The sequence below is a fragment of the Streptomyces sp. NPDC049627 genome, assembly GCF_044465645.1.
Lineage (GTDB): Bacteria > Actinomycetota > Actinomycetes > Streptomycetales > Streptomycetaceae > Streptomyces.
On the sequence record NZ_JBITLW010000018.1, the window covers coordinates 147014 to 167804 of the forward strand.

Annotated in this window: 9 protein-coding genes; 2 read left to right on the forward strand and 7 right to left on the reverse strand. The window is 69.5% G+C overall.

Annotated features, from left to right (window positions below; all coding sequences use genetic code 11):
* Nucleotides 1-24 precede the first annotated feature (24 nt).
* Complete coding sequence (locus ACIBU0_RS39135; RefSeq protein WP_398828296.1) at nt 25-7305, reverse strand: polymorphic toxin-type HINT domain-containing protein; 7281 nt, start codon at nt 7303-7305, stop codon at nt 25-27.
* 485 nt (nt 7306-7790) lie between these two features.
* Between ACIBU0_RS39135 and ACIBU0_RS39140 the strand changes: the two genes are divergently transcribed.
* A complete protein-coding gene (locus ACIBU0_RS39140) occupies nt 7791-11273 on the forward strand; it encodes a DNRLRE domain-containing protein (RefSeq protein ID WP_398828298.1) in 3483 nt (1160 codons plus the stop codon).
* A gap of 75 nt (nt 11274-11348) precedes the next feature.
* Here the strand turns inward: ACIBU0_RS39140 and ACIBU0_RS39145 are convergent, their stop codons facing one another.
* The 5 genes from ACIBU0_RS39145 to ACIBU0_RS39165 form a co-directional block, all read right to left on the reverse strand.
* Nucleotides 11349-11801 (reverse strand): hypothetical protein, encoded by a 453-nt coding sequence (locus ACIBU0_RS39145; protein WP_398828300.1) that lies wholly within the window; start codon nt 11799-11801, stop codon nt 11349-11351.
* Nucleotides 11802-11832: 31 nt separating this feature from the next.
* The gene (locus tag ACIBU0_RS39150; RefSeq protein WP_398828302.1) at nt 11833-13149 is read right to left on the reverse strand and encodes an acyltransferase; all 1317 of its coding nucleotides are present in this window, start codon (nt 13147-13149) and stop codon (nt 11833-11835) included.
* Nucleotides 13146-15350 (reverse strand): glycosyltransferase, encoded by a 2205-nt coding sequence (locus ACIBU0_RS39155; protein ID WP_398828305.1) that lies wholly within the window; start codon nt 15348-15350, stop codon nt 13146-13148. The genes ACIBU0_RS39150 and ACIBU0_RS39155 overlap by 4 nt, the downstream gene beginning before the upstream one ends.
* Nucleotides 15350-16798 (reverse strand): hypothetical protein, encoded by a 1449-nt coding sequence (locus ACIBU0_RS39160; RefSeq protein WP_398828307.1) that lies wholly within the window; start codon nt 16796-16798, stop codon nt 15350-15352. Before ACIBU0_RS39160 ends, ACIBU0_RS39155 begins: the two co-directional genes overlap by 1 nt.
* A gap of 144 nt (nt 16799-16942) precedes the next feature.
* A complete protein-coding gene (locus tag ACIBU0_RS39165) occupies nt 16943-17920 on the reverse strand; it encodes a LysR family transcriptional regulator (RefSeq protein ID WP_398828309.1) in 978 nt (325 codons plus the stop codon).
* 101 nt (nt 17921-18021) lie between these two features.
* Here ACIBU0_RS39165 and ACIBU0_RS39170 point away from each other — a divergent pair, with 101 nt between their 5' ends.
* A complete protein-coding gene (locus ACIBU0_RS39170; RefSeq protein ID WP_398828311.1) occupies nt 18022-19455 on the forward strand; it encodes an MFS transporter in 1434 nt (477 codons plus the stop codon).
* On the opposite strand, the gene ACIBU0_RS39175 is transcribed toward ACIBU0_RS39170, so the two are convergent.
* Complete coding sequence (locus ACIBU0_RS39175) at nt 19403-20785, reverse strand: cytochrome P450 (RefSeq protein WP_398828314.1); 1383 nt, start codon at nt 20783-20785, stop codon at nt 19403-19405. The two genes, ACIBU0_RS39170 and ACIBU0_RS39175, sit on opposite strands and share 53 nt — an antisense overlap.
* Nucleotides 20786-20791: the final 6 nt, after the last annotated feature.

Sequence of the window (20791 nt, forward strand, 5' to 3'; positions counted from 1 at the left end):
CCAGTGTCGCGCTCATTCGCAGCATCAGTAACCGGGCGGGAGCCTACGGTATCCGCCAGGATCCATGAGGACATGATCCTCTGGCCATCGTGGTGTTAGCAACATACCACCATCTCGGTCGGGAATAGGTTCATGGCTCAGCTCCATTGATTCCCACGATCCATCCGGACGCTGTCGCTGGGGGGCCAACCCACGCTTCATACGACTGATGTTCGCGGCACCGTATTGGTCTGCGGCGTCCGGCTCCGCTGCTTCGTTCTTCCAAAACCGCTTACGCATGGTGGACATTGACGGCGCGACGCCATTCTTATTGGGCTTGGAGTAATCTTCGCCCACTTTCCAACGCCCACCGCAGCCACTGTTGTGAACGAGGACCGGTGTCTCGCCCGCCAGCACGTAGTACGTATGCAGGTCGTCAACCGTGAGGTTGTACGTACGGGCGCGCTTGGTAAAGGAGCGGTTCCCGGTGACGATGACAGTGTCGCCCTCGTCGGTGAGCAGGGTCATGCCCGGCTTGAGGTCTCCCGCTTCGACCCAATCTCCCTCCGACGGAGACCAGAAGGGGTGCTCGTACGTGGAGGTCAGCTTCTCGATGCCGTCCGCTGTCGCGATGGACAGCTCGTTGAAGTGCTTGTCATGCTCGGTGATGATCAGCCGTGTGACAGTTCTCGGCCCTGACTGACCCGTCTCGGGGTCGGTGGCAAGAACCTTGTCACCGACCTTCACTTTCTCGATGTGCTTGGTCTTGCCATCAGCCATGAGGACCTTGGTGCCGGGCAGGAAACACTGGAAGCAGTCGCCACCCCGGGGACCAGATCCTCTGCTGCGAGGGCCCGCACCCACTCCGGCGGAGCCGCCGGGCCCTTCCCCTGCAAGGCCGGCGACCGCAGCCACGTTCGCCACAGCTTCTGCGAGGTTCGGTACGTAGCGACCGCAGCCGCTGTCGCTCCCCATGTGCGCACAGGCAAGCCACCTGAGATGCCGGATGATGTTCTGGGTGACCAGCTCGTCTCCGTCTTCAAGCAGGCAGCTTGTTCCGGCTTCCTGGCACCAGGTCTCAACTTCCTCGTAGAACTGGTTCGCGTACTGGGGTGCGTTCTTCCAGCTCCGAGGAACGAATTGGCCAGGGTAGATCTCGTAGTTGTTCTTGATGAAGGTGGCCGAGTGCACGTTCCCCGCCGCCTTTGCCGCCTTGTAGTTCTGCGATTCCTTCGGGTGCGACGGCGGCGCATGGGTCGGCGTGTGGTTTTCATGGTTCGGTGTAGGCCTGGTGGGGCAGTCGATGAAGGGGCAGAGGCCTGTGGGGTCGCTCTTGCTGACCGGGCCGTTGCCGCTGTATGCGTAGCCGTTCATCTGGAGCGGATTCGCGATGTCGATGATCGGGTCCGCTGAGATGAAGCGGCCCGACGCCTGGTCGTACTCGCGGGCGCCGATATGGGTCAGCCCGGTGGCCGCGTCGTCAATGCCGACACCCAAGTAGCTGCGCTTGTTGGGCCAGCTGGTCGGCTTGGTACCCCGGATCTCGCCGTACGGCTTGAAGGCGCGGCGGGTTACCGCCTGGCCGCTCGCCACCTCCACCGACGTGTTCGCGGTGCCCAGGTGGTCCGCGAGCAGGACGCTCAGCTTGTGGCCCGTCGTCGCACCGCCCGTCGCGGTACGGACGACCGCCGGAGCACCTGCCTGCGCATAGGAACGGGAAGCCTTGGTGATCGCACCCGTGGCGTTCGTCGTCACCTCGGTCTCGCCCAGGTAGAGCGTCGAGCCCGACGGAGAGTTCTCCAGGATGCGGTTGCCGGCGGCGTCGTAGACGTACGTCGTCTTCTTGCCGTCGTCGGTGATGGTGTCGAGCTTGTTCTCGGAGGTCCAGGTCAGGTTCTGTGTGGTGGCGGGCAGGTCACGGGTCTCGGTGTTGCCCACGGCGTCGTACGTGTAACTGCTGCCGTTGCCCGACGGGTTGGAGCTGACGGACTTCATCGTGTGCGGCTGGGCTGTGGTGCCGTAGCCGTACGTGTAGGTGACGTTCTTGGTCGCGTCCGCGGGGTCGTGTTCCGTCAGCGTGGCGCGGTTGCCCAGCCAGTCGAAGGTGAAGGACTGACGGTACGCCGTCGTGCCCGCGGCCACGGTTGTCGCGTCGGGGGCCGTGGCCGCCAGGGTCGACGACAAAGAAGTGTCCGGGCTGGACTTGTCGCTCGCCGTGTCCGGGGCGTGGGCCACCGGGCCGGAGGAGTTGCGGTAGTCGGTGCGATAGCCCCACGTCGTGCCGTTCGACGCCTTGCAGCCGGTGGCGTTGCCGGCCGGGGTGATGTTCGACGTCCAGGCGTTCACCAGCTCGCCCATCACGTCGTACGTGAAGCACTGGGTGTCCCACGTTTCACCCGAAGCATCTGACAGCTTGCGGGAGTTCGACGTGATGGTGCCGGTCACGTCGAAGGAGTAGTAGCTGTCCGCGATGCGGTGCGGACCGGACGTCTCGCGGTCGGTGACCGTGCGCTGGAGGCTGCCCGTGTGCGGGTCCACGAAGTTGGTGGTCCAGACCCGGTAGGGCTGAGAGCCGGAGACCGTCCGCAGGACCTCGCCGTACGGCGAGTAGGTGGCGTCGGACGTGTACCAGTTGATGCCCGAGGTCGACTCGGCCAGGCCGTCACCGTTGTAGCGGGTGACGACCTTCTCCTTCGCCAGTCCGCCCACGGCAGGCAGGGTGACCGACTGCGGCTTGCCGGTCTGGGTGTACGTGTACGCGTACGCGTACGTGCCCGCCAGGCCGGCCGTGAGCGTGCTCGACGGGATCACCGTCTCGCTGCCCGTGGGGCGGTAGTCGGTGTCGTAGCCGGTGACGCGGTTGATGTAGTCGCCGTTCGCGGTGTGCCGGGTCGAGGCGACCGGCTGGCCCAGCGCGCCCGGCAGGCTGTCGTACGTGAACGACTTGACCGGGGCGGCGGTTGCCGAGCCCTCGCGGACGAACTTGACCCGGCCGAGTTCGTCGTACTCCGTGTACGTCGTTCTCGACTTGGCGTCCGTCACCTTGACCGGGCGGTCGGCGTCGTCGTACCAGGTCTCCGTCCTGCCGGTGTCCGGGTCCGTGGTCGACGTCACGCGCCCCCGGGCGTCGTACGTGTAGCTCCAGGTATTGCCTGCCGCGTCGGTGACCTTTGTGCGGTAGCCGCGGGCGTCGTACTCGTACGTCGTCTTGCGGCCGCTGTTCTCGGAGGTGGCGGAGTTCCAGTTGGTTGAGGCGGCGTTGTCCTTGTAGTGACGGATCGCAGTGATCCGGCCAAGGGCATCGGTGTACGTGCGCGTCTGAGGGGCGGTCGAGCCCGCAGGGTCCGTGAAAGCGCTGGTGTCGTCGTAGAAGGTGTACGACAAGTAGTCGCCCCGGTAGGCATCGCCGTGGTACGTCAGCTGGATCGACGGCCGTTCCAGACCGTCGTAGCGGTACTCGACCCGGCTCGGGATCAGCGCGTTCGATCTCGGCGCGAACAGTTCGGCCGCCGGCTCGCCCTTCGCGAGGTAGCCGCTCGTCTGCTTACTTACCAGGCCATGGTCGTCGTACTCCGTGTCAGTGATGATCCGGCCGGGGCCATGCGCCTCGGACTGGGTCTGGACCTGCCGCATGAGGCCGTCGTAAATCGTCACCTGACGGCTGTACGTACCGTCGTCCTTCAGCGTCTTCGTGGTGACTGCGGCGGGCCTGGTCTCGGCGGAGGTGGCCACCGCCGGCTGGTAGGCGATCTCCACGTCGGGGGACTTGCCGCCCGAGGAACGCGACGGCGACCAGCCCTTCACCAGGCGGCCGAGGGCGTCGTACTCGTTGCGGGTGACCCGGTTGTTGGCGTCGGTGACCGTGAGTGCCAGGCCGCGGCCCGGGTCGAAGGTCGTGGTGACGGCGTGGCCCTTGGCGTTGATCGTCTTCACCGAGGTGACCGGTCCGCCCGTGTCCCCAGGCGTGTACTGCGTCTCTGTGGTGCCGGCGTCTGGCTTCGTGACGGTGCGGACACGGCCCAGTGGGTCGTACATGGTCTTGGTGACGACCGAGTACGAGGTTCCCGCGCCGTTGACCCCGGCAGAGGAGGTGACCAGCCCCTTCGTCGGCGTCTCCCCGTACCCCAGGCCGTCGTAGCTGTTCTGGACCGCCTTGATGAGCTTGGTCGCCGGGTCCGCCGTGTCGTGTGCCGCGCAGGACGTGCCCGTACTGCGCTGCTCCTTCGGCAGACCGATCAGCCATGCGGAGGTGTTGTGCACATACGACGTCTTGGTACAGATCTGGTCGGCGAGGGTCTCACCGGTGCTGCCGTTCGGCTTGACGACGGCGGTCTCCACCTGGATCGGCAGGCCGTAGGTGTCGTCGACCGCCGTCAGCGTCCGCACGGCCTGCCAGCTGCTGTCGACCTTCTGGATCTCCTCGGTGCGCTCGATCCCGCTGCGGTGCGCGAGCAGCGGATCCATGTCCGTGCCGTTCTCGGCCTCCCGCGGACGGGACGCGGTCTGCTTCGACCAGGGGAAGTTGAGCGTGCGCGTGTGGACCCGCTTGTCGCCGTCCCGGTAGGTGATGGTCTCCGCCGTCATGCCCGCGTACTGCGGTGCGTCCTCGGCGAGCAGCGTGTACGTGCCGGTGGAGTCCTTGACCGTGCCGCCCACGCCCTGGAAGTACCGGGTCTCGGAGTACGACTGCGGCTGCGGGAAGTTGAGCTGGTTGCTGGTGCTGCTGCCCTTCGTGACGGCGACCTGACGGTAGCCGCGCCAGTCGCTGTACGTGCGCAGGGACGGGCGGGTGAACTCGTCGTCGCTCTTGGCCCAGGCGGGGTCCGTGTACTTGTACGTCGTGCGGATCGACTTGCCGTGGGAGGTGACCTTGTCGGTCTCGGTCACGGAGTCGACGACGTACTTGTTGAACCAGGACTTCGCGGGCGTCTTCTCGTCCCCGTCGGGCGACCAGCGGATGGGGTAACAGGTGCCGTTCCTCTCGCCCTTGTCCTCGGACGGTTCGGCCGCGCAGCCGCCCTTGTACTCGACCTCGATGTCACCGCCGTACTCCGTGGCGACCGTCCCGATGCGCGGGCGCGTGAAGGCGGGGCGCTGGTCCTTCGGGCCGCTCGGGACCAGGTTCGGCAGCTGGCGGTCCTTCAGGCGGTCGTGCAGGGGCGACGTGGAGCCGACCGAGTACTCGGCGAAGCTGACGCCGTCCTTGTGCTGGAGGGTGCCGGTGGTGTCGCCGGGGGCGAAGCCGCGTCGGGTGATCGAGTTCAGCCAAAGGCCGGGTGCTGTGTCGTACCAGTCCTCGGGGAAGGACTGGTGGAGCTCGTACGTGTCGACCTTGCCGGGGTCCGTCTGTCCTGCGCGGGCCGCCTTCGTCGTCACCGAGTCCAGGCGCATCTGCGTCCAGAAGGACGGGAACGACGGGCACAGCTTCGACGTGGCCTTGCAGTTGAGGTTGCCGGGGGTGTCCCACCAGGGGCGGTACGCGCCCGGGTCGTCGGTCTTGGCGAAGTTCGTCGGATTGCAGGCGGTCTCGGACTTCAGGCAGCGCTGCTCGGTACCGAACTCGACCATGGCGGCCGGCTTGGTCAGATCGGACGGACGCATGCCGTACTCGATCAATGTGGGGTAGGCGTAACGGTCGTACTCCTCGGGAGATGTGAACTTCTTCTTGACCGCGTAGTAGTTCGTCTCCTGCTTCCAGTTGACGACCATCGTGTTGCCGTGCACGTCGACGACCTTGTCCAGGCCCCAGCGCCAGGCCTGCTTCTTGCCGGTGCCGCAGCGGGAGTCCGCGAAGGCGGTGTCGTGGCAGGGTTCGCCGGGGTGGTTGCCGAAGACGGGGACCGTGGAGACGGAGGTCGTGTCGGCGTGGCCGCTGCCGACCTGGCTGAGGCCGAAGTAGTACTTGGTGCCGTCCCGGGTCGTGACGATCCAGTACTCGCCGTTGTTGTCTCCGTTGGTGCCACCGGTCCGGCGCTCTACGCGGGTGCCGTCGTCGCTCTGGGGACGGTAGATCTCGGTGTCGGTCTCGGGGTTGCTGCCCGCGGCCGCGTCCCGCACCAGCTCGACGCTCCTGCCGTTCAGAGACATCACGGCGTTGTACGACACCCAGCACAGGTCGGACGTCTTGTCCTTCTTGGCCGTGTTGTTGGGCGTACCGGACTTCAGCGCCTTGCGGTCGTCCTGGCAGGTGCGGTAGCGGCGCTCGATGTGGCCGGGGTCGTAGTCCCAGCCTTCTCCGATCCAGGAGGACTGGGGAGAGGAAACCGCGACTCGGCCGTCCACCGTCTGGGAGTTGTAGGTGAAGGAGACGTTGGGAGCCGGGCCGGCCGGAGCCGCCGGGATCGTCAGCGGGTACGACCAGGTGAACGCGCCCGACGAACCGCCCGCCTCCCACTTGCCGTTGGAGACCAGAGGCGTGGCTTTGAAAGTGCCACCCGCGCCGCCGCCGGAGTCCACCGCGCCGACGACGGCCGTGTCGCCCGTCGCGGCGACAGGGGTGGCCGAGGTACGGAACGCCGCCTGGGCGATCGACGGGCCGTCGGCCGTCGTGGTGCTCTCCGCTGAGGCCGGAGTGACCGTTCCGTCCGCCGCCGTATCGACCGTCGCCGTGATCGACTGGCTCTTGGTGTCGTTGGTCGTCTCCAGTTCCTCGTACACCTGGCACGCCTCGACGTCCGGCGTCGTCAGGTAGCACTCGGGGAACTGGACGAAGCGCAGCCGGGAGGCCCAGTCGGCGCCGTACAGGTTCTTGAATTTGGCGTAGTCGAGACTGACCGAGATCGGGACCGAGCCGGTCGCCGGCGCCTGAACCTTGACGACGGCGCCGTCGACACCCTGGGCCACGGGCGCGGTGCGGTCGAAGACCTGAACGGACCAGGTGCCAGTGGGGGCCGGCTGGTCCTGGGCCTGCCCGAGGCTGACGGGGAGGTCGTCAACAGGGGTCAGGGCGACCGGCTGGGCGGTCGTGGCCGTGCGGGCCGAGGCCTGGGTCGTGGGGGAAGCCGTCGCGCCGAAGCTCACCGTTCCGGTGTCGGGTGGCGGGGCTGTCGTGGTGCCCGCCGGGGCCACCTGCTGGTCCGGGGGGACATCGACCTTCAGGGTCTCCAAGTCCCGCTCGAAGACCTCGCCGGTAACGGGTTCGTCCTGGTCAAGCGCCAGAAGGTCCAGCGTCTCGCGGCCCTTTTCGGCGACCGACGGGTCGGGGGGCACCGCCAGCGACTGCGCGGGCAGGAGTCCCACGAGCAGGGCCGCCCCGATGGTGGGCACGACGGCCGTGCGCAGGCGACGCAGACGACGGCGACGGGCATGCGAAGAGCGACCGAACACGGCGAGGTCCCCCCGGACCACTCAAGGCGGGACCGGGATCGGACCACGCGTGATGGCGTATCAGATGTTGGAGATTTTGTGACGCTCCCATGGGGTTCCGCCAGATCGCCTGTGCGCATGTGGTGATCATCACGGTACGTAGCGACCCATAACGCCATGTGGATGCCGGACTTGCACCTATCTGAGGTAACGGAAGTAGCTGCCCGTACACGATCAATCGCTCGATTTATCGGTTTCTCCAGCAAACAGTCGCCGGATCACGGGCGTTGAGAGGTACTTCGCGGTGTTTGACCACAAGTCCGGGGTCGCAGAGGTGAGTTGACGTGGTCCACGCACAACCACCCTTACGGCTCTCGGAGGCGATCGGCTCAAAGGCCCTGCGCGCTCGCGAAGGGTGACGACAGCCCGCTCATAGGTCATCATCGGCTCGCCCGGCCGCGCCCTGTCCCGCGCCGGTTCCAACGGGGGGAAGGGGAGCTCGCCCGATGACGCGCAAGACGCGCAACTGGCGCCGTATGCCCGGACGTCGGACCACTGCCGCCATACTGACCGCGGCGCTCGCCGCTACTGGGATCACTTTCCTCGGCCTCGGGCTGGACGACTCCGGTCCGCGCGACGGGTCAGGCCGAGAGGTGAAGGCGAAGCCCGTGACCGAGGCCGTCGCGGTCGCGCGGGCGGCGAAGACCGGCAAGTCCGTCGAGGTCACCGCGCTGCGGACCGCGCACTCCACCACATGGGCGCGGCCCGACGGTCTGATGGCCAAAAAGCAGTACTCGTCGCCGATCCGGGCCAAGGTGGGCGGTGAATGGAAGGACATCGACTACAACCTCCACCGCACCAAGGCCGGCTGGGAGCCCAGGGCCACGAACGCACGGATCGTGTTCTCGGCCGGCTCCGCGTCGCGCGACGGGGAACGGCGCGCCTCGCGCTCCACGGTGCGCCGGGTCTCCCTGGTGAAAGGGCTGAAGAGCGCCGCCGCTGACGAAAGCGCGAGCCCCCTGGTCACCCTGACCGTCGACGGTCACTCGATCCAGCTCACCTGGCCGGGCACGGTCCCGGCCCCGATCATCGACGGGTCACGCGCGCTGTACCCCGAGATCTTCCCGGGCGCCGACCTGGTGCTGACGGCCGACGACGACGGGTTCGCCCAGTTTCTGGTCCTCAAGAACCGGCAGGCTGCGGCCGATCCGCGGGCCCGGCAGATCTCGTACGGCATCACCTCCGCAACGCTGAACTTCCGGCTGGATCCGGTCACGGGCATCGTCACGGCCGAGGACGCCTTCGCCAACGAGGTCGCGATGTCGCCGACACCGTTGATGTGGGACAGCAGCGGCCAGCCGGCCGTCACGGACGGATCGGTCGGTGCCACCGCCCAGCCCACCACGTCGGAGAGCCCCGCACCGAGCGAGTCGGCCACAGACGGGCCGAGCGAGAGCCCGAGCCCCACCGAGGAGCTCATTGAGACCGACGAGCAGGCGGACACCGCCCCCGAGACCTTGCCGGCCGCCACCGACGGCCCCGAGCCCTCTGTGTCCGAGTCCCCGTTGCCGTCCGCTCCGGCCGAGCCGACGCCCGCCCCCTCGCAGACCGGGTCGGCGGCCACGCTCAGTCTTCCCGGGCTCGACGGGCCCTCGCCCGACTCCCGCGGCGAACTGGTCGAGCCGAGCCTGTCCGGGGCGACCTGGACGCTCACTCCCGCCCTGGCCTTCCTCGACGACCCGGCCACCACGTACCCGGTCTTCATCGACCCGTCGGTGAAGAAGCACACGCAGAACTGGACCACCGCCTACAGCCGCCACCCGAACGCCACGTTCTACAACGGCAAGGGCTTCAACCGGGGCGGTACGCACGAGGCCCGCGTCGGCTTCGAGTCGGACACCTGGGGCACCTCCCGCTCGTACTTCAACATCGCCTTCGACAAGGACCTCAAGGGCACGAAGATCACCAGCGCGAAGCTGCGCATGCTGGAGACCTACTCCTGGTCGTGCAGTGCCCGTTCGATGAGCGTGCACCTCACCGGCCCCGTCAACGGCAAGACGAACTGGAAGAACGCTCCCAAGCTGCACGACGGCAACAAGTTCGCGACCAAGAGCTTCGCGCACGGATACAAGTCCGGGTGCCGGGACGCATACGAGACGTTCGACGTGCGGAAGGCGGCGCAGAAGCAGGCCGACCAGGGCAAGGAGTCCATCACCTTCGGCCTGCGGGCACGGGACGAGCACTCGCAGTACGCGTGGAAGAAGTTCCAGGCCGACGGGGACAACGCACCCGTGCTGGAGCTCGTCTACAACCGCAAGCCCACCATCGACTCCAAGTCACTCGACCTCGGCCCGGACGGCAAGTGCACCACCACCGAGCCGTACGTCCGCATGGGCTCGGGGAGCCTGACGTTCACCGCGCGGGGGTCCGACAAGGACAGCAACCTCGACTACCTCGACTTCGACCTGTGGCCGCACGGCAAGTGGGAGACGACGGGCGATCTGCTGGGCTCCACCGGCAAGGTCTCCGTCGGCGGTGACAAGGACACCGCACTGCGCACGACGACGGGCTTCGCCACCAGCAAGCTCACCAACGGCGCCCTGTACTCGTGGCGGGTGCGCGCCGTCGACGACACCGGTACCAGCTCGAACTACGCACCGGCCAAGACGCCGTGCCGCTTCGTCCTCGACACCACCGCGCCCAGGCCGCCGAAGGTCAGCTCCACCGACTTCCCCAACGCCGACGGCAGCGAGAACGGCTTCGGCAACGACGCCGAGGACGCCAACTGGTCCACCAAGAAGTTCGGCACACCCGGATCGTTCACGGTCCGCGCGCTCAACAGCGACGTCGTGCGCTACGAGTACGGCTTCAACTCGCCCGCGTACACCGGTACCCTCAACCGGACCGCCGGCACAGCAACGAGCGTCAGTGCGACCATCTCCAACGCCAAACCGCCGACGGCCGGGCCCAATGTGCTCTATGTCAGGGCCGTGGACGGTGCGGGCAACGTCTCGGAGGCCACGAAGTACTTCTTCTATGTCACGCCCAGGGACCAGGCCGACGCGCCCGGCGACTTCACCGGCGACAAGCTGCCCGACATGATGGTCGTCACCGAGGGCGGCAACCTGGGCATGTACCCCTCGCAGGCCACCGCCACCGACCTCAACAAGGGCAGCGGCGACCTGGACTACTCGATGCCCGGCGCCTACCGGGACAATCCCGATAAGGACCCAAACGGCGACGATCTGCCGCCCTACGTGGCAGCGCCCAGCGGTCACTTCAAGGGCGCCCTGATCACCCACAACGGCGACATCTACGGCGGCGACGGCCTCCAGGACCTGGTCGTCCGCGTCGGAGGCAAGCTGTGGGTGTACCCCGGCGACGGCTACGGCGCCGTCAACATCGACAAACGTCGGGAGATCCTGCTCCCCGAGGGCGCCCCGAGCCCCGCCGCACTGACCCAGTTCGTGTCGGCGGGCGATGCCACCGGGGACGGCCGGACCGACTTCTTCGCCACCATCGGCGACGAGTTGTGGGCCTTCACCGGCTACCACGGAGCCACCATCGACCAGGCGACCCGGCTGTGGAGCTCGGGCTGGACCAGCCGGGACATCGTCACCGCCCTGGACGTCAGCGGCGACGGTGTCACCGACCTCGTCTACCGGTCCGACACATCGGGCAAGCTCTGGCTGCGCAAGGGCATCGCAGCCTCCGGCGGCGGGGTCAGCCTCGCCTCCCTGGGCAGCGCCGGAAGTTCGGCCGGGGGTGAGGACAACGAGTACGGCGCCTCGGGCTGGGCGGTCAGCAACTTCCCGCTGCTGATGGGCACTCCCGACGCCAACGGCGACGCCATCCCCGACATATGGGCCGTGCGGTCGGACGGATCCGTGCGGCTCTACGCGGGCGGCCGAACGACGGTCGCGCCGGGGTCCGGCACGGAGATCATCGCGCCGGCGAGTTACTGGAAGACACGCATCGCGATCGGCTGAGGCGGCTCTTGGCCGCCAGTGGACGACAGGACGACACTGGCGGCCAGTTGCCTTACCCGCGCGCGTGCGCCTCGTTCAGTAGAACCAGACGACGAGCCTCACATGCTCCGGTCCATGCAGTCCGGCCAGAGTCCTCATCACGTCCCAGACGGGCGCCCAATGGCTGTCCGCCCCGGCGACCGCACTCCGGCTGCGTGTGCCCGACCCGTCGGTCTCGTCCCAGTCGGCGGCGATCAGCTCGGCCCAGCTGATCCATGTCGTGCCCCACACATGCCCGGGCCCGCCCTCGGCATGGAACCTGTCCCTGACCTCGCCCGAGACGTCGTCCGGCAGGCCCCGCCCCTCGGCCAATGGCCGGAATCCGAAGGAATTGCGCACGCCGAAGAGGCAGGCGAGTGCGTCGTACGCGTTACCGGTGTTGAGGACGAAGAGGTCGATGGCTTCGTGCCATAGCGCGTCCTCGTCGTCCTCTCCCCAGATCCTGGCGCCGGGTCTGCACTCGATCATTCCGCTCACGTCCGTGGACATGCCCGCATTCTGCGGAGGCCGGGCGGGATCTTCACCCCCGTTTCGCGCGGTGGCCTCCGGACGAGCGCCCTCGGGTGCCCTTCGTGCCCTTGGTGCCGTTCGGCCACAGGCGTGGGCTCCGCTTGGCCGCGAGGTCCTCGATCCAGCCCACTGCCACGATCATCAAGCCGATCAACGGCCACACCAGGAAGAACATCCAGATCATGTAGGTCGAGTCGAGCGCAGCCGTCGCTCGCTCGCTCTCCATGAACGGGAGGTCGTACAGCCGGTCGAGGATCGGGACCGTGGCCATGATGAGGAAGTTGTGCCAGAGGTAGATCGTGACGGCGCGGTTGTTGGACAGGGTGACCAGCTTGTCCCACTTTGCCAATCTGCCCGGCAGTTCCTGCCATGACGGGGAGTACTGGAGCAGGATCACGACGAAGCCGAAGGACCAGGTCGCCTGGGCCAGCGGGATGTCGTTGAGGTCCCAGCCGTCGGGGCCCAGGTGGCCGGACGCCCACCACAGGCCGAAGGCCATCACGAGGACCGAGCAGGAGACCGCCACATAGCGCGGGATCTTCGCCAGGATGCCCTCGTGGTGGGCGAAGCCCAGCACCCAGCAGCTGCCGTAGACGGCGAAGTCACTGACCGCGTTGCCCGTTTCGCCGGGGATGGAGACGACTCCCGTGCCCACGACCGCCGTCAGGCCCAGCGGGGCGAGCAGCGTCGGCCAAGGGGCCCTGCGGAAGGCCCAGAGGAGCAAAGGGGATGCCACGACGAACCACAGGTACGCCCGCAGGTACCACAGGGGGCCTGCGGCCTGGACGGCCCAGGTGTCCTCCAGCAGGCCGGACTTGGAGCCGATGTGCCAGGGGAACGGCGGTGCGCCCACGGGAATGATGTAGTTGATCAGGTCGACCAGGACCCAGGTGCCGCCGCCGTGGTCCGGGTCCTTCGTCGGATCCCAGCCGCCCGCGAACATCAACGCCAGCGCCACCGCGCTGAACGCCCACAGCGGGGGCAGGAGGCGGCGGATCCGGCCCCTGATCACGCCCCACGCCGGGCGGTTGAGCGAGCGGGCCATCAGCGAGCCGGCCAGGGCGAACATCACGCCCATGGACGGGAACAGCACCGTCAGCCACGCCCAGCCGAAGAGGTGGTAGACGACCACACGGACCAGGGCTATCGAGCGGAGCAGGTCCAGGTAGCGGTCCCGGCCCGGCTTGGCCTGCTTGCCCCGGTTTTCCTGCTCGCCCTGGTTCTTGGGCGCGGGTGCGTCAGCGGGGGGCTCCGGGGCCGGTTCCGTCGTGCGTTGTTGCGGGATGCCGTACGGCGTCGTCCCCGCGGGCTGGTATCCGTGCGTCATCCCACCGGCCTCCGATCACCGTCACGCGTACCTGCCGCCCGCTGCCGCGGCACCGGTCCTCCGGGTGCCTCGACGACACCCGTGCGGCGCAGCTTCTGCCAGCGCAGGCGGCCGCCGGTGAGGGCCGTGATCCAGGACTGGAGCAGGACGACGTACATGAGCTGGCGGTAGAGGATCTGCTGGAGCGGGAGCGAGATCAGGTGGGTCATGCGTTCCTTGTCGAGGCGGAAGGCGTAGGCGGCGCAGACCAGCTGGATGGCCAGGACGCCCAGCCAGGCGCCGATCGTCTTCTGCGTCGGGCCGAAGATCAGGCCGTAGAGGAGGAACACGTCGATCAACGGGGCGAGCAGCGGTGCCACGACCATGAAGAGGGACACCAGCGGCAGGCCGACCCGGCCGAAGCGGCCCGACGGGCCCTTCTCCACCAGGGCCTTGCGGTGCTTCCAGATGGCCTGCATCGTGCCGTACGACCAGCGGTAGCGCTGGGACCACAGCTGCTGGACCGACTCGGGGGCCTCGGTCCACGCCCGGGCGTTCTCGGCGTAGACGACACGCCAGCCGTCCCGGTGCATCGCCATGGTGATGTCCGTGTCCTCGGCGAGGGTGTCGTCGCTCATGCCGCCGACCCGTTCCAGGGCGGAGCGGCGGAACGCGCCGACCGCGCCCGGGATCGTGGGCATGCAGCGCAGGATGTCGTACATACGACGGTCCAGGTTGAAGCCCATCACGTACTCGATGTGCTGCCAGGCGCCGATGAGGGAGTCGCGGTTGCCGACCTTCGCGTTGCCCGCGACGGCGCCCACGCGCCGGTCGCCGAAGGGCTGGACCAGTTCGCGGACGGTGGACGGTTCGAAGACGGTGTCGCCGTCCATCATCACGATGATGTCGTAACGGGCGTTCGCGAGGCCGCGGTTGAGCGCCGCGGGCTTGCCCGCGTTGAGCTGGCGGATGACGCGGACGTTGGGCAGGCCCATGGCCTCGACGATCCGTGCCGTGCCGTCGCTCGATCCGTCGTCGACGACGATCACCTCGATCGGGTGCTCGCTCGCCATCAGGGAACGGACGGTGTTCTCGATGCACTTGGCCTCGTTGTACGCCGGGACCAGCACCGACACCGGTTCGGTGACCGGCGGTCCCCAGCGGAAGCCGCGGCGGCGCACCCGGCGGGCGTGGATGCCCGACAGCAGCAGCATCAGCAGGAAGCGGCTGATGACCAGGAAGCCGATGACCGCCAGGCCGACCACGAGGACGGCCGTGATGTTGTCCGACGCCTGGACCAGGAAGATCCAGGCCTTGCCCTTCCACTCGTCGAGACCGGTGACCCGCGTGTGCGCGCTGGGGGCGTCGAGAGCCTCGGTGAGGTTGTCGAACTCGTACCCCGCGGCCTTCATGTCCGGGAGGAACTTGTCCAGCGCCTCGACCGTCTGGTGGCGGTCGCCGCCGGAGTCGTGCATCAGGACGATCGCGCCCTTGCCGCCCTTGGGAGTGGCCCGGCGGATGATCTCGTCGACGCCCGGCTTCTGCCAGTCCTCGCTGTCGGTGTTGTTGACGACGGTGATGTAGCCGCGTTTGCCGATGTACTCGGTCACCGGCCAGGACTTGTTGTCCATGGCGTCGGCGAAGGAGGAGTACGGCGGGCGGAAGAGGGACGTACGGATGCCGGCCGCGCCGCTGATCGCCAGCTGGTTCTGGGACAGCTCCCAGTCGATGCGCTTCTTCGACTGGAAGGAGAGGTCGGGGTGGTTGAAGGTGTGCAGGCCGACCTCGTGGCCCTCCTCGACCATGCGCCGGACCAGGTCCGGGTAGCGCGAGGTCATGGTGCCGGTGACGAAGAAGACGGCGTGCGCGTCGTGCTTCTTCAGTACGTCCAGGACCCTGGGGGTCCAGGTCGGGTCCGGGCCGTCGTCGAAGGTGAGGACCAGTCGGTGGTCCTGCAGGCGCAGGCTCTCGGTGCGGCCGCTGCGGGTGTCGATGACGGGGCCGCCGTTGAGGATCTCCTCCGGCACCTTGTCGGCGGAGGCCTCCGGCTGGATGCGGTGGTCGGCCAGGATCTCGTTGTGCACGTACCCCCGCAGCATCAGCATCGCCATCAGCGCGACGAGGACGAGCGAGGGCAGCAGCAGGCGCATGGGCACGCGGCGGCGCCGGGAGCCGTCGCGGGCTCCGTGTGCGGGCCCGGGACGGCGGGTGCGGGAGGCCATCAGAGGGTGTGCTCCGGGGACAGTGCGGCGGACGAGGAGGCGGTGTCGTCCCGCTCCTGGGCGATGGGGGTCGGGTCGCTCCGACCGTCGGCGACCGTGCCGGTGCCGGGGTCGACGGTGGTCGGCGGGTCGGTCGGCACCTGGGTGGCGCCGCCGTCCGTCGGGGTGGGGTCGGGGTCGCCGGCGGTGGGCTCGGTGGTCGGATCGGGGTCCGGGGCGGGATCCGTGCCCGGGTCAGGGGCGTTCCTCGTCGTGCTCGGCCTGGGGTCGGCGGACGCGGCCGGGTCCTGGGCACCGGCGGACGCGCCGGGTGCGGTGGCGTCGGCGCCCGGGGACAGGGACGTACCGGAACCGGCCGTCGGGGAGGCCCCCGGGGAGACGCTGCCGGTGCCGGAGGGCTGCGGTGCGGACTCCGCGGGCAGCGGCGGGGTGTCGACCTGGCCGGCCGGCTGCTCGTCCTTGGGACCCTCCACGGGCAGCCAGGGAGCGTCGGAGGTGCCGGACAGGAGCGTGGCGAGGATGACCACGGCGTAGACCGCGCAGGCGAGGCCCACGGCCATGCCGATACGGCGGTAGAGGCGGCTGCGGCGGCCCGACTCGTCGACGAACACCGGCCCGTCGGAGGCGTCCGCGCCGCCGCCCGGAGCGCTCTTGGCCGCGCGCAGCATGTTGTCGAGGTGCAGGCCTACGCCGTCGAGCTGGACGGTGACCTCGTGGGGATCGTGCGTGGCGCCGGACGCGGCGGGCTGCGCGGACTCCTCGGGCTCGCTCCACGGGTCGCGGACCGCGGAGGCACGCGTCTCGGCGGGCGCCGGGAACGCGTCGGTTTCGGGGGACGGGAAGCCCCTGGTTTCAGGGGACGGGAAGGCCCTGGTCTCGGGGGACGGGAAGGCCCTGGTCTCGGGGGACGGGAAGGCCCTGGTTTCAGGAGACCGGAAGGCGCTGGTTTCAGGCGACGGGACTGTGCCGGCTCCGGGCGACGACTCGTACGGACCGGCTCCGGGGGACGGGAATGTGCCGGCTCCCGAGGGCCGGAACCCGTCGGTTCCGGATGCCGGGACCGTGCCGTTCCTGGGGGTGGACGGCCGGTCGAAGGCCGACCACGCATCCCTCGTCCCGCCGGCCCGGCGCCCGTCGGCCGCCTCTCCGACCGCCGGAAGCACCGCGGTCTCGTCGGCGTCGGACGCGGCCGCCCTGGGACGGATGCGCAGGATCGCTGTCTCGTCGGCGCCCGCAGAGGCACGCCCGCCACCGTGAGGTATCTCCGTCTCCCTTGCCTCGGATCGGGAGCGATGGCCCTGACCGGGGACCTCGGTCTCCCCGGTCGCCGGAAAGGCCTGGGTGTCACCCCTGGCACCCCCCGCGGAAGCGCCGCCACCGGACCTGGAGGCGGCCTCGGGCCACTCCGGTTGGGCGTCTTCTCGCCAGTTCTTCACGTGCACGCACATCCCCCCACGGGACCGTTCTGGGTGCGCGCACGGCTCTGAGCACCGTCGCCGTACCGAGCCCCCACCCGGCCGAGCGCCCCCCTTTACCACACCGTGCTCAGGCCAAGAATGTAGCGCACGCGGAGGTTTCGTGGTTGCCGCGTGTCAATTGTGAGCGCTCCCAGCCGCCAGATCCATGGCCGGAATCCATCCCCCCGCGGGCCTGGCCAGCCAGCCTTCCTCGGCTGTGAGCTGCGCCGCAGCGCGTCGAAGGGCGTCGAACGCAGGGTGCGCCAAGCCCTTTCGCCACACCAGTGAGACGGGTGAGAGGGGCACGGGATCGGTCAAGGGGCGCAGCACGGTCCCGGGCATGGCCGGGAAGTCGATGACGGCGAGAACGGGGTTGCGCATCTTGGCCATGATCCGCTGGAACTCCTCGTCACCGACGGCGAGCGGCGCGGGCGGGGCGACGCCGATGCCCCGCCCGTCGAACAGCCGATGCGCGAGGTCGGTCCACTCCGGGGTACGGGGGTTGCCGGCGCCGGCGTACACGGTCTCGCCGGCCAGTGCGGCCAGCGGCACCTCCGGCAGCTCGGCCAGCGGGTGGTCCTCGGGCAGCAGGATCGCCATCGGCTCGTAGCGGACCGGCTGGTGGTCCAGGCCCGCCCGCAGCGCCGGATCCAGTCCCGCGAACCGGCCGAAGGACGCGTCCAGCCGCCCCGCGACGATCTCGCCGGCCGCGCCCGTCAGGCCGCTCTCGTAGCGGGCCATCAGCTCGTGCTCGGGGGCGATTTCGCGGGCCCGGTGCAGAACCCGGCGGCCGGTGACCAGGCCCGGTGAGTTCAGGTCCACCAGCAGGGGGCGGGCCTGGCCGAAGGCGGCGAGCAGGTCGTCCTGGGCCTGCAGGGCCCGGCGGGCGTACGGCACCAGCCGCTCGCCGTCGCCCGTCAGCGTGACCTGCCGGGTCGTCCGCACGAACAGCTCGGCGCCCAGCTCCCGCTCCAGCCGCCGTACGTCCCGGCTGAGCGCCTGCTGGGCGATGTACAGGCGGGCCGCGGCGCGGGTGAAGTGCAGTTCCTCCGCCACCGCGAGGAAGGCGCGCAGGAGGCGGGGGTCGAGGTGAGCGGGGTGGGCAGCGGGCATGCGGCGAACCTACAGCCCGACCACGACTTACAACACAGGTGCGTGAATCCGCGACGGACAGGTGTTGGACCCCTTGATCCACTCCGGGTGACGGTGGATCCATGCCGCACCAGCCCGCACAGCCCGCCAGGACAGTCCCCGGGAAAGCCCCCCTCCTCACCGTCACCGCCGACACCCTCGTCGCCGTCGACTTCGGCCCCCGGGCGGGAAGCCGCCCGCCCGGCCCGTACCGCCGGCTCTTCGCCCGCCCCGGCGCCCGTGCCTTCACCGCCGGGAACCTGATCGCCCGCCTGCCCATGGGCATGTTCAGCGTGAGCGCGGTGGTGATGATCGCCGGTTCGCGGGGGTCGTACGCCCTCGCCGGCGCGGTCACCGCGACCGGCCTCGCGGCGACCGCGCTGGTCGCCCCTTTCGTCGCACGGCTCGTCGACCGGTACGGGCAGGCCCGCATCGCCGTACCCGCCACGCTCCTCGCGGCGCTGGGCAGCCTCGCGCTGCTGCTGTGCGTGCGCTACGACGCCCCCTCCTGGACCCTCTTCGCCGCGTACGCCGCCACCGCGACCACGCCCAACACCGGGGGCATGTCGCGCGCCCGCTGGGCCCATCTGCTGAAGGGCGACAGCGAGTCCCTGCACACCGCGAACTCCTTCGAACAGGCCGCCGACGAGCTGTGCTTCATGCTGGGCCCGGTGCTCGCGGCGTTCCTGTGCGGGGCGTTCTTCCCGGAGGCGGGGACGCTGGCCGGGGTGGTGCTCCTCGTGACGGGCGTGCTGCTGTTCGCGGCCCAGCGGTCGACGGAGCCGCCGCCGCAGGGCCGTACGGCCGGGACATCCGGTACGACCGCCGCGTCGCCCCTTCGTGCCCCCGGCATGCCCCCGCTCCTGGCCGTCTGTCTCGCCATGGGCGCGGTGTTCGGCTCGACGGAGGTCGTCACCATCGCGTTCGCGGACGCGCAGGGACACCGGACGGCGGCGGGCGCGGTGCTCGCCCTCCAGGCGGCGGGTTCCTGCGCGGCGGGCCTGTGGTTCGGCCGGCTCCGGCTGTCCGGTCCCGCCGAGTACCGCTACCCCTGGTGCATAGCCGCGATGACCATCCTGCTGACGCTGCCCCTGCTCGCGGCGACTGTCACCGGCTCGCTCGTGGTGCTGGCCGTCGCCCTGCTGATCTCCGGCATGGCCACCGCCCCGACCATGATCACCAACATGGCCCTGGTCCAGCGGCGCACCCCGGAGGGCCGCCTGAACGAGGGCATGACCCTCGCGGTGACCGCACTGCTCGGCGGTATCGCGTGCGGCAGCGCGACCGGCGGGTGGGTGGTGGAGCACGTCTCACCGACGGCGGGTTACGGCGTACCGGTCACGGCGGCAGCCACGGCACTCTTCATCTCCCTCGCGACAGCGCCCCGTCAGGGGCGCGGGGAACTGCGCGACCAGCCCCCACGGCGCCGCAGGCAGAAGACGTCCCCGCGGCACCCCCATCCGCTCAACCCCGCGGAGCGACCCGCACGCGTGCAGGCCCCTTCGCCATCAGCGTGATCCCCGCCCCCAGCGGCACCTCCCCCGCCTCCGCGTCCTCGAACGCGAACTCCCGCAGCAGCACCGCAAGCCCGAGCACCGACTCCAGCATCGACAGGTGCTGCCCTATGCAGGCGCGCGGGCCGCCGCCGAAGGGGAACCATGCGTAGCGCGGACGGGCGGCCTCGGCCTCCGGCGTGAAACGGGAGGGGTCGAAGCGCTCCGGATCCACCCAGTACTCGGGATGGCGCTGGGTCACCCAGGGGCTGACCAGGACGTCCGCGCCGGCCGGGATCCGTACACCGTCGACCTCCGCCTCGGCGACCGAACGGCGGCCGATCACGGGCGCGGACGGGTACAGCCGCATGGCCTCCTTCAGCACCATCGTCAGATACGGCAGGTCCTCCATGTCGGCCGCGGTGGGCGCCCGTCCGCCGGGGCCGCCGAGCACCCGGTCGACCTCGGCCCGCACGCGCCGCTGCTCCTCGGGGTGACGGGCCAGGAGGTGCAGGGCGAAGGCGAGGGCGGTGGCGGTCGTCTCGTGGCCGGCGAGGAGGAAGATCAGTACCTGCTCGCGGAGTTCGCCGGCGTCCAGGCTGCCGTCCTCGGCGTTCTCGGCGTGCACGAGGAGGGTGACCAGGTCGTCCCGGTCGTCCCGGTCGTCGCGGCCGCGGCGGCTGTCGATGATGCCGTCGCACAGCGCGTACAGCTCGGCCTGAAGGCGTGCGGCCCGGCGGTTGGCCGGTGTGGGCCAGGTGCGCGGTGCCTTGAGCGGGGAGAAGCCGCGCTTGAGGGAGTACTCCTGGAGCGGGGGCAGGGTGCGCTCGATCACCTCGAACGCCTGCTTCACGTCCGTCCCGAAGACGATGCGGCCGACGACGTGCAGCGCGAACCGGTGCATTTCACCCACCAGTTCAACGGTCCCGCCCCGCGCTGCCCGCCACGCGTCCGCGAGCGCCGCCGCCTCCTCGGCCACCTGGTGGGCGTAGCCGTTCACCCGGCGCCGGGTGAAGAGCGGCTGCACGAGCCGGCGCTGCCGCAGGTACGCGTCGTCCTGGCTGGTGAGCAGCCCGTTGCCGACCGACTGGCGCAGTTCCTCGTAGAAGACGTTGTCCTTGCGGAAGTTGGCGGCCTGCGTCGCCAGCACCTGCTGGGCGCCCTCGGCGGAGAACACCGCGTAGAGGTCGGACCGCAGTCCCGGCGGCCCGGCCCGGAAGCGCACCACGTCGCCGTGGTCGCGGCGGGCCCGCAGGTAGGCGGCGAGGGGGTCGTTCAGCAGGTCGCTCATCGAGCCGAGCAACGGACTCCCCGTCACGATCGGCGCCTCGGCGGCCGTCCTCGTCATCGTCATGGCTCC

Excerpts from the sequence above, each read along its gene's own strand:
- ACIBU0_RS39140 (WP_398828298.1), top strand. The coding sequence starts at position 7,791 with ATGACGCGCAAGACGCGCAACTGGCGCCGTATGCCCGGACGTCGGACC.
- ACIBU0_RS39165 (WP_398828309.1), bottom strand. The coding sequence starts at position 17,920 with ATGCCCGCTGCCCACCCCGCTCACCTCGACCCCCGCCTCCTGCGCGCC.
- ACIBU0_RS39155 (WP_398828305.1), bottom strand. The coding sequence starts at position 15,350 with ATGGCCTCCCGCACCCGCCGTCCCGGGCCCGCACACGGAGCCCGCGAC.
- ACIBU0_RS39160 (WP_398828307.1), bottom strand. The coding sequence starts at position 16,798 with ATGTGCGTGCACGTGAAGAACTGGCGAGAAGACGCCCAACCGGAGTGG.
- ACIBU0_RS39175 (WP_398828314.1), bottom strand. The coding sequence starts at position 20,785 with ATGACGATGACGAGGACGGCCGCCGAGGCGCCGATCGTGACGGGGAGT.
- ACIBU0_RS39145 (WP_398828300.1), bottom strand. The coding sequence starts at position 11,801 with ATGTCCACGGACGTGAGCGGAATGATCGAGTGCAGACCCGGCGCCAGG.
- ACIBU0_RS39170 (WP_398828311.1), top strand. The coding sequence starts at position 18,022 with ATGCCGCACCAGCCCGCACAGCCCGCCAGGACAGTCCCCGGGAAAGCC.
- ACIBU0_RS39150 (WP_398828302.1), bottom strand. The coding sequence starts at position 13,149 with ATGACGCACGGATACCAGCCCGCGGGGACGACGCCGTACGGCATCCCG.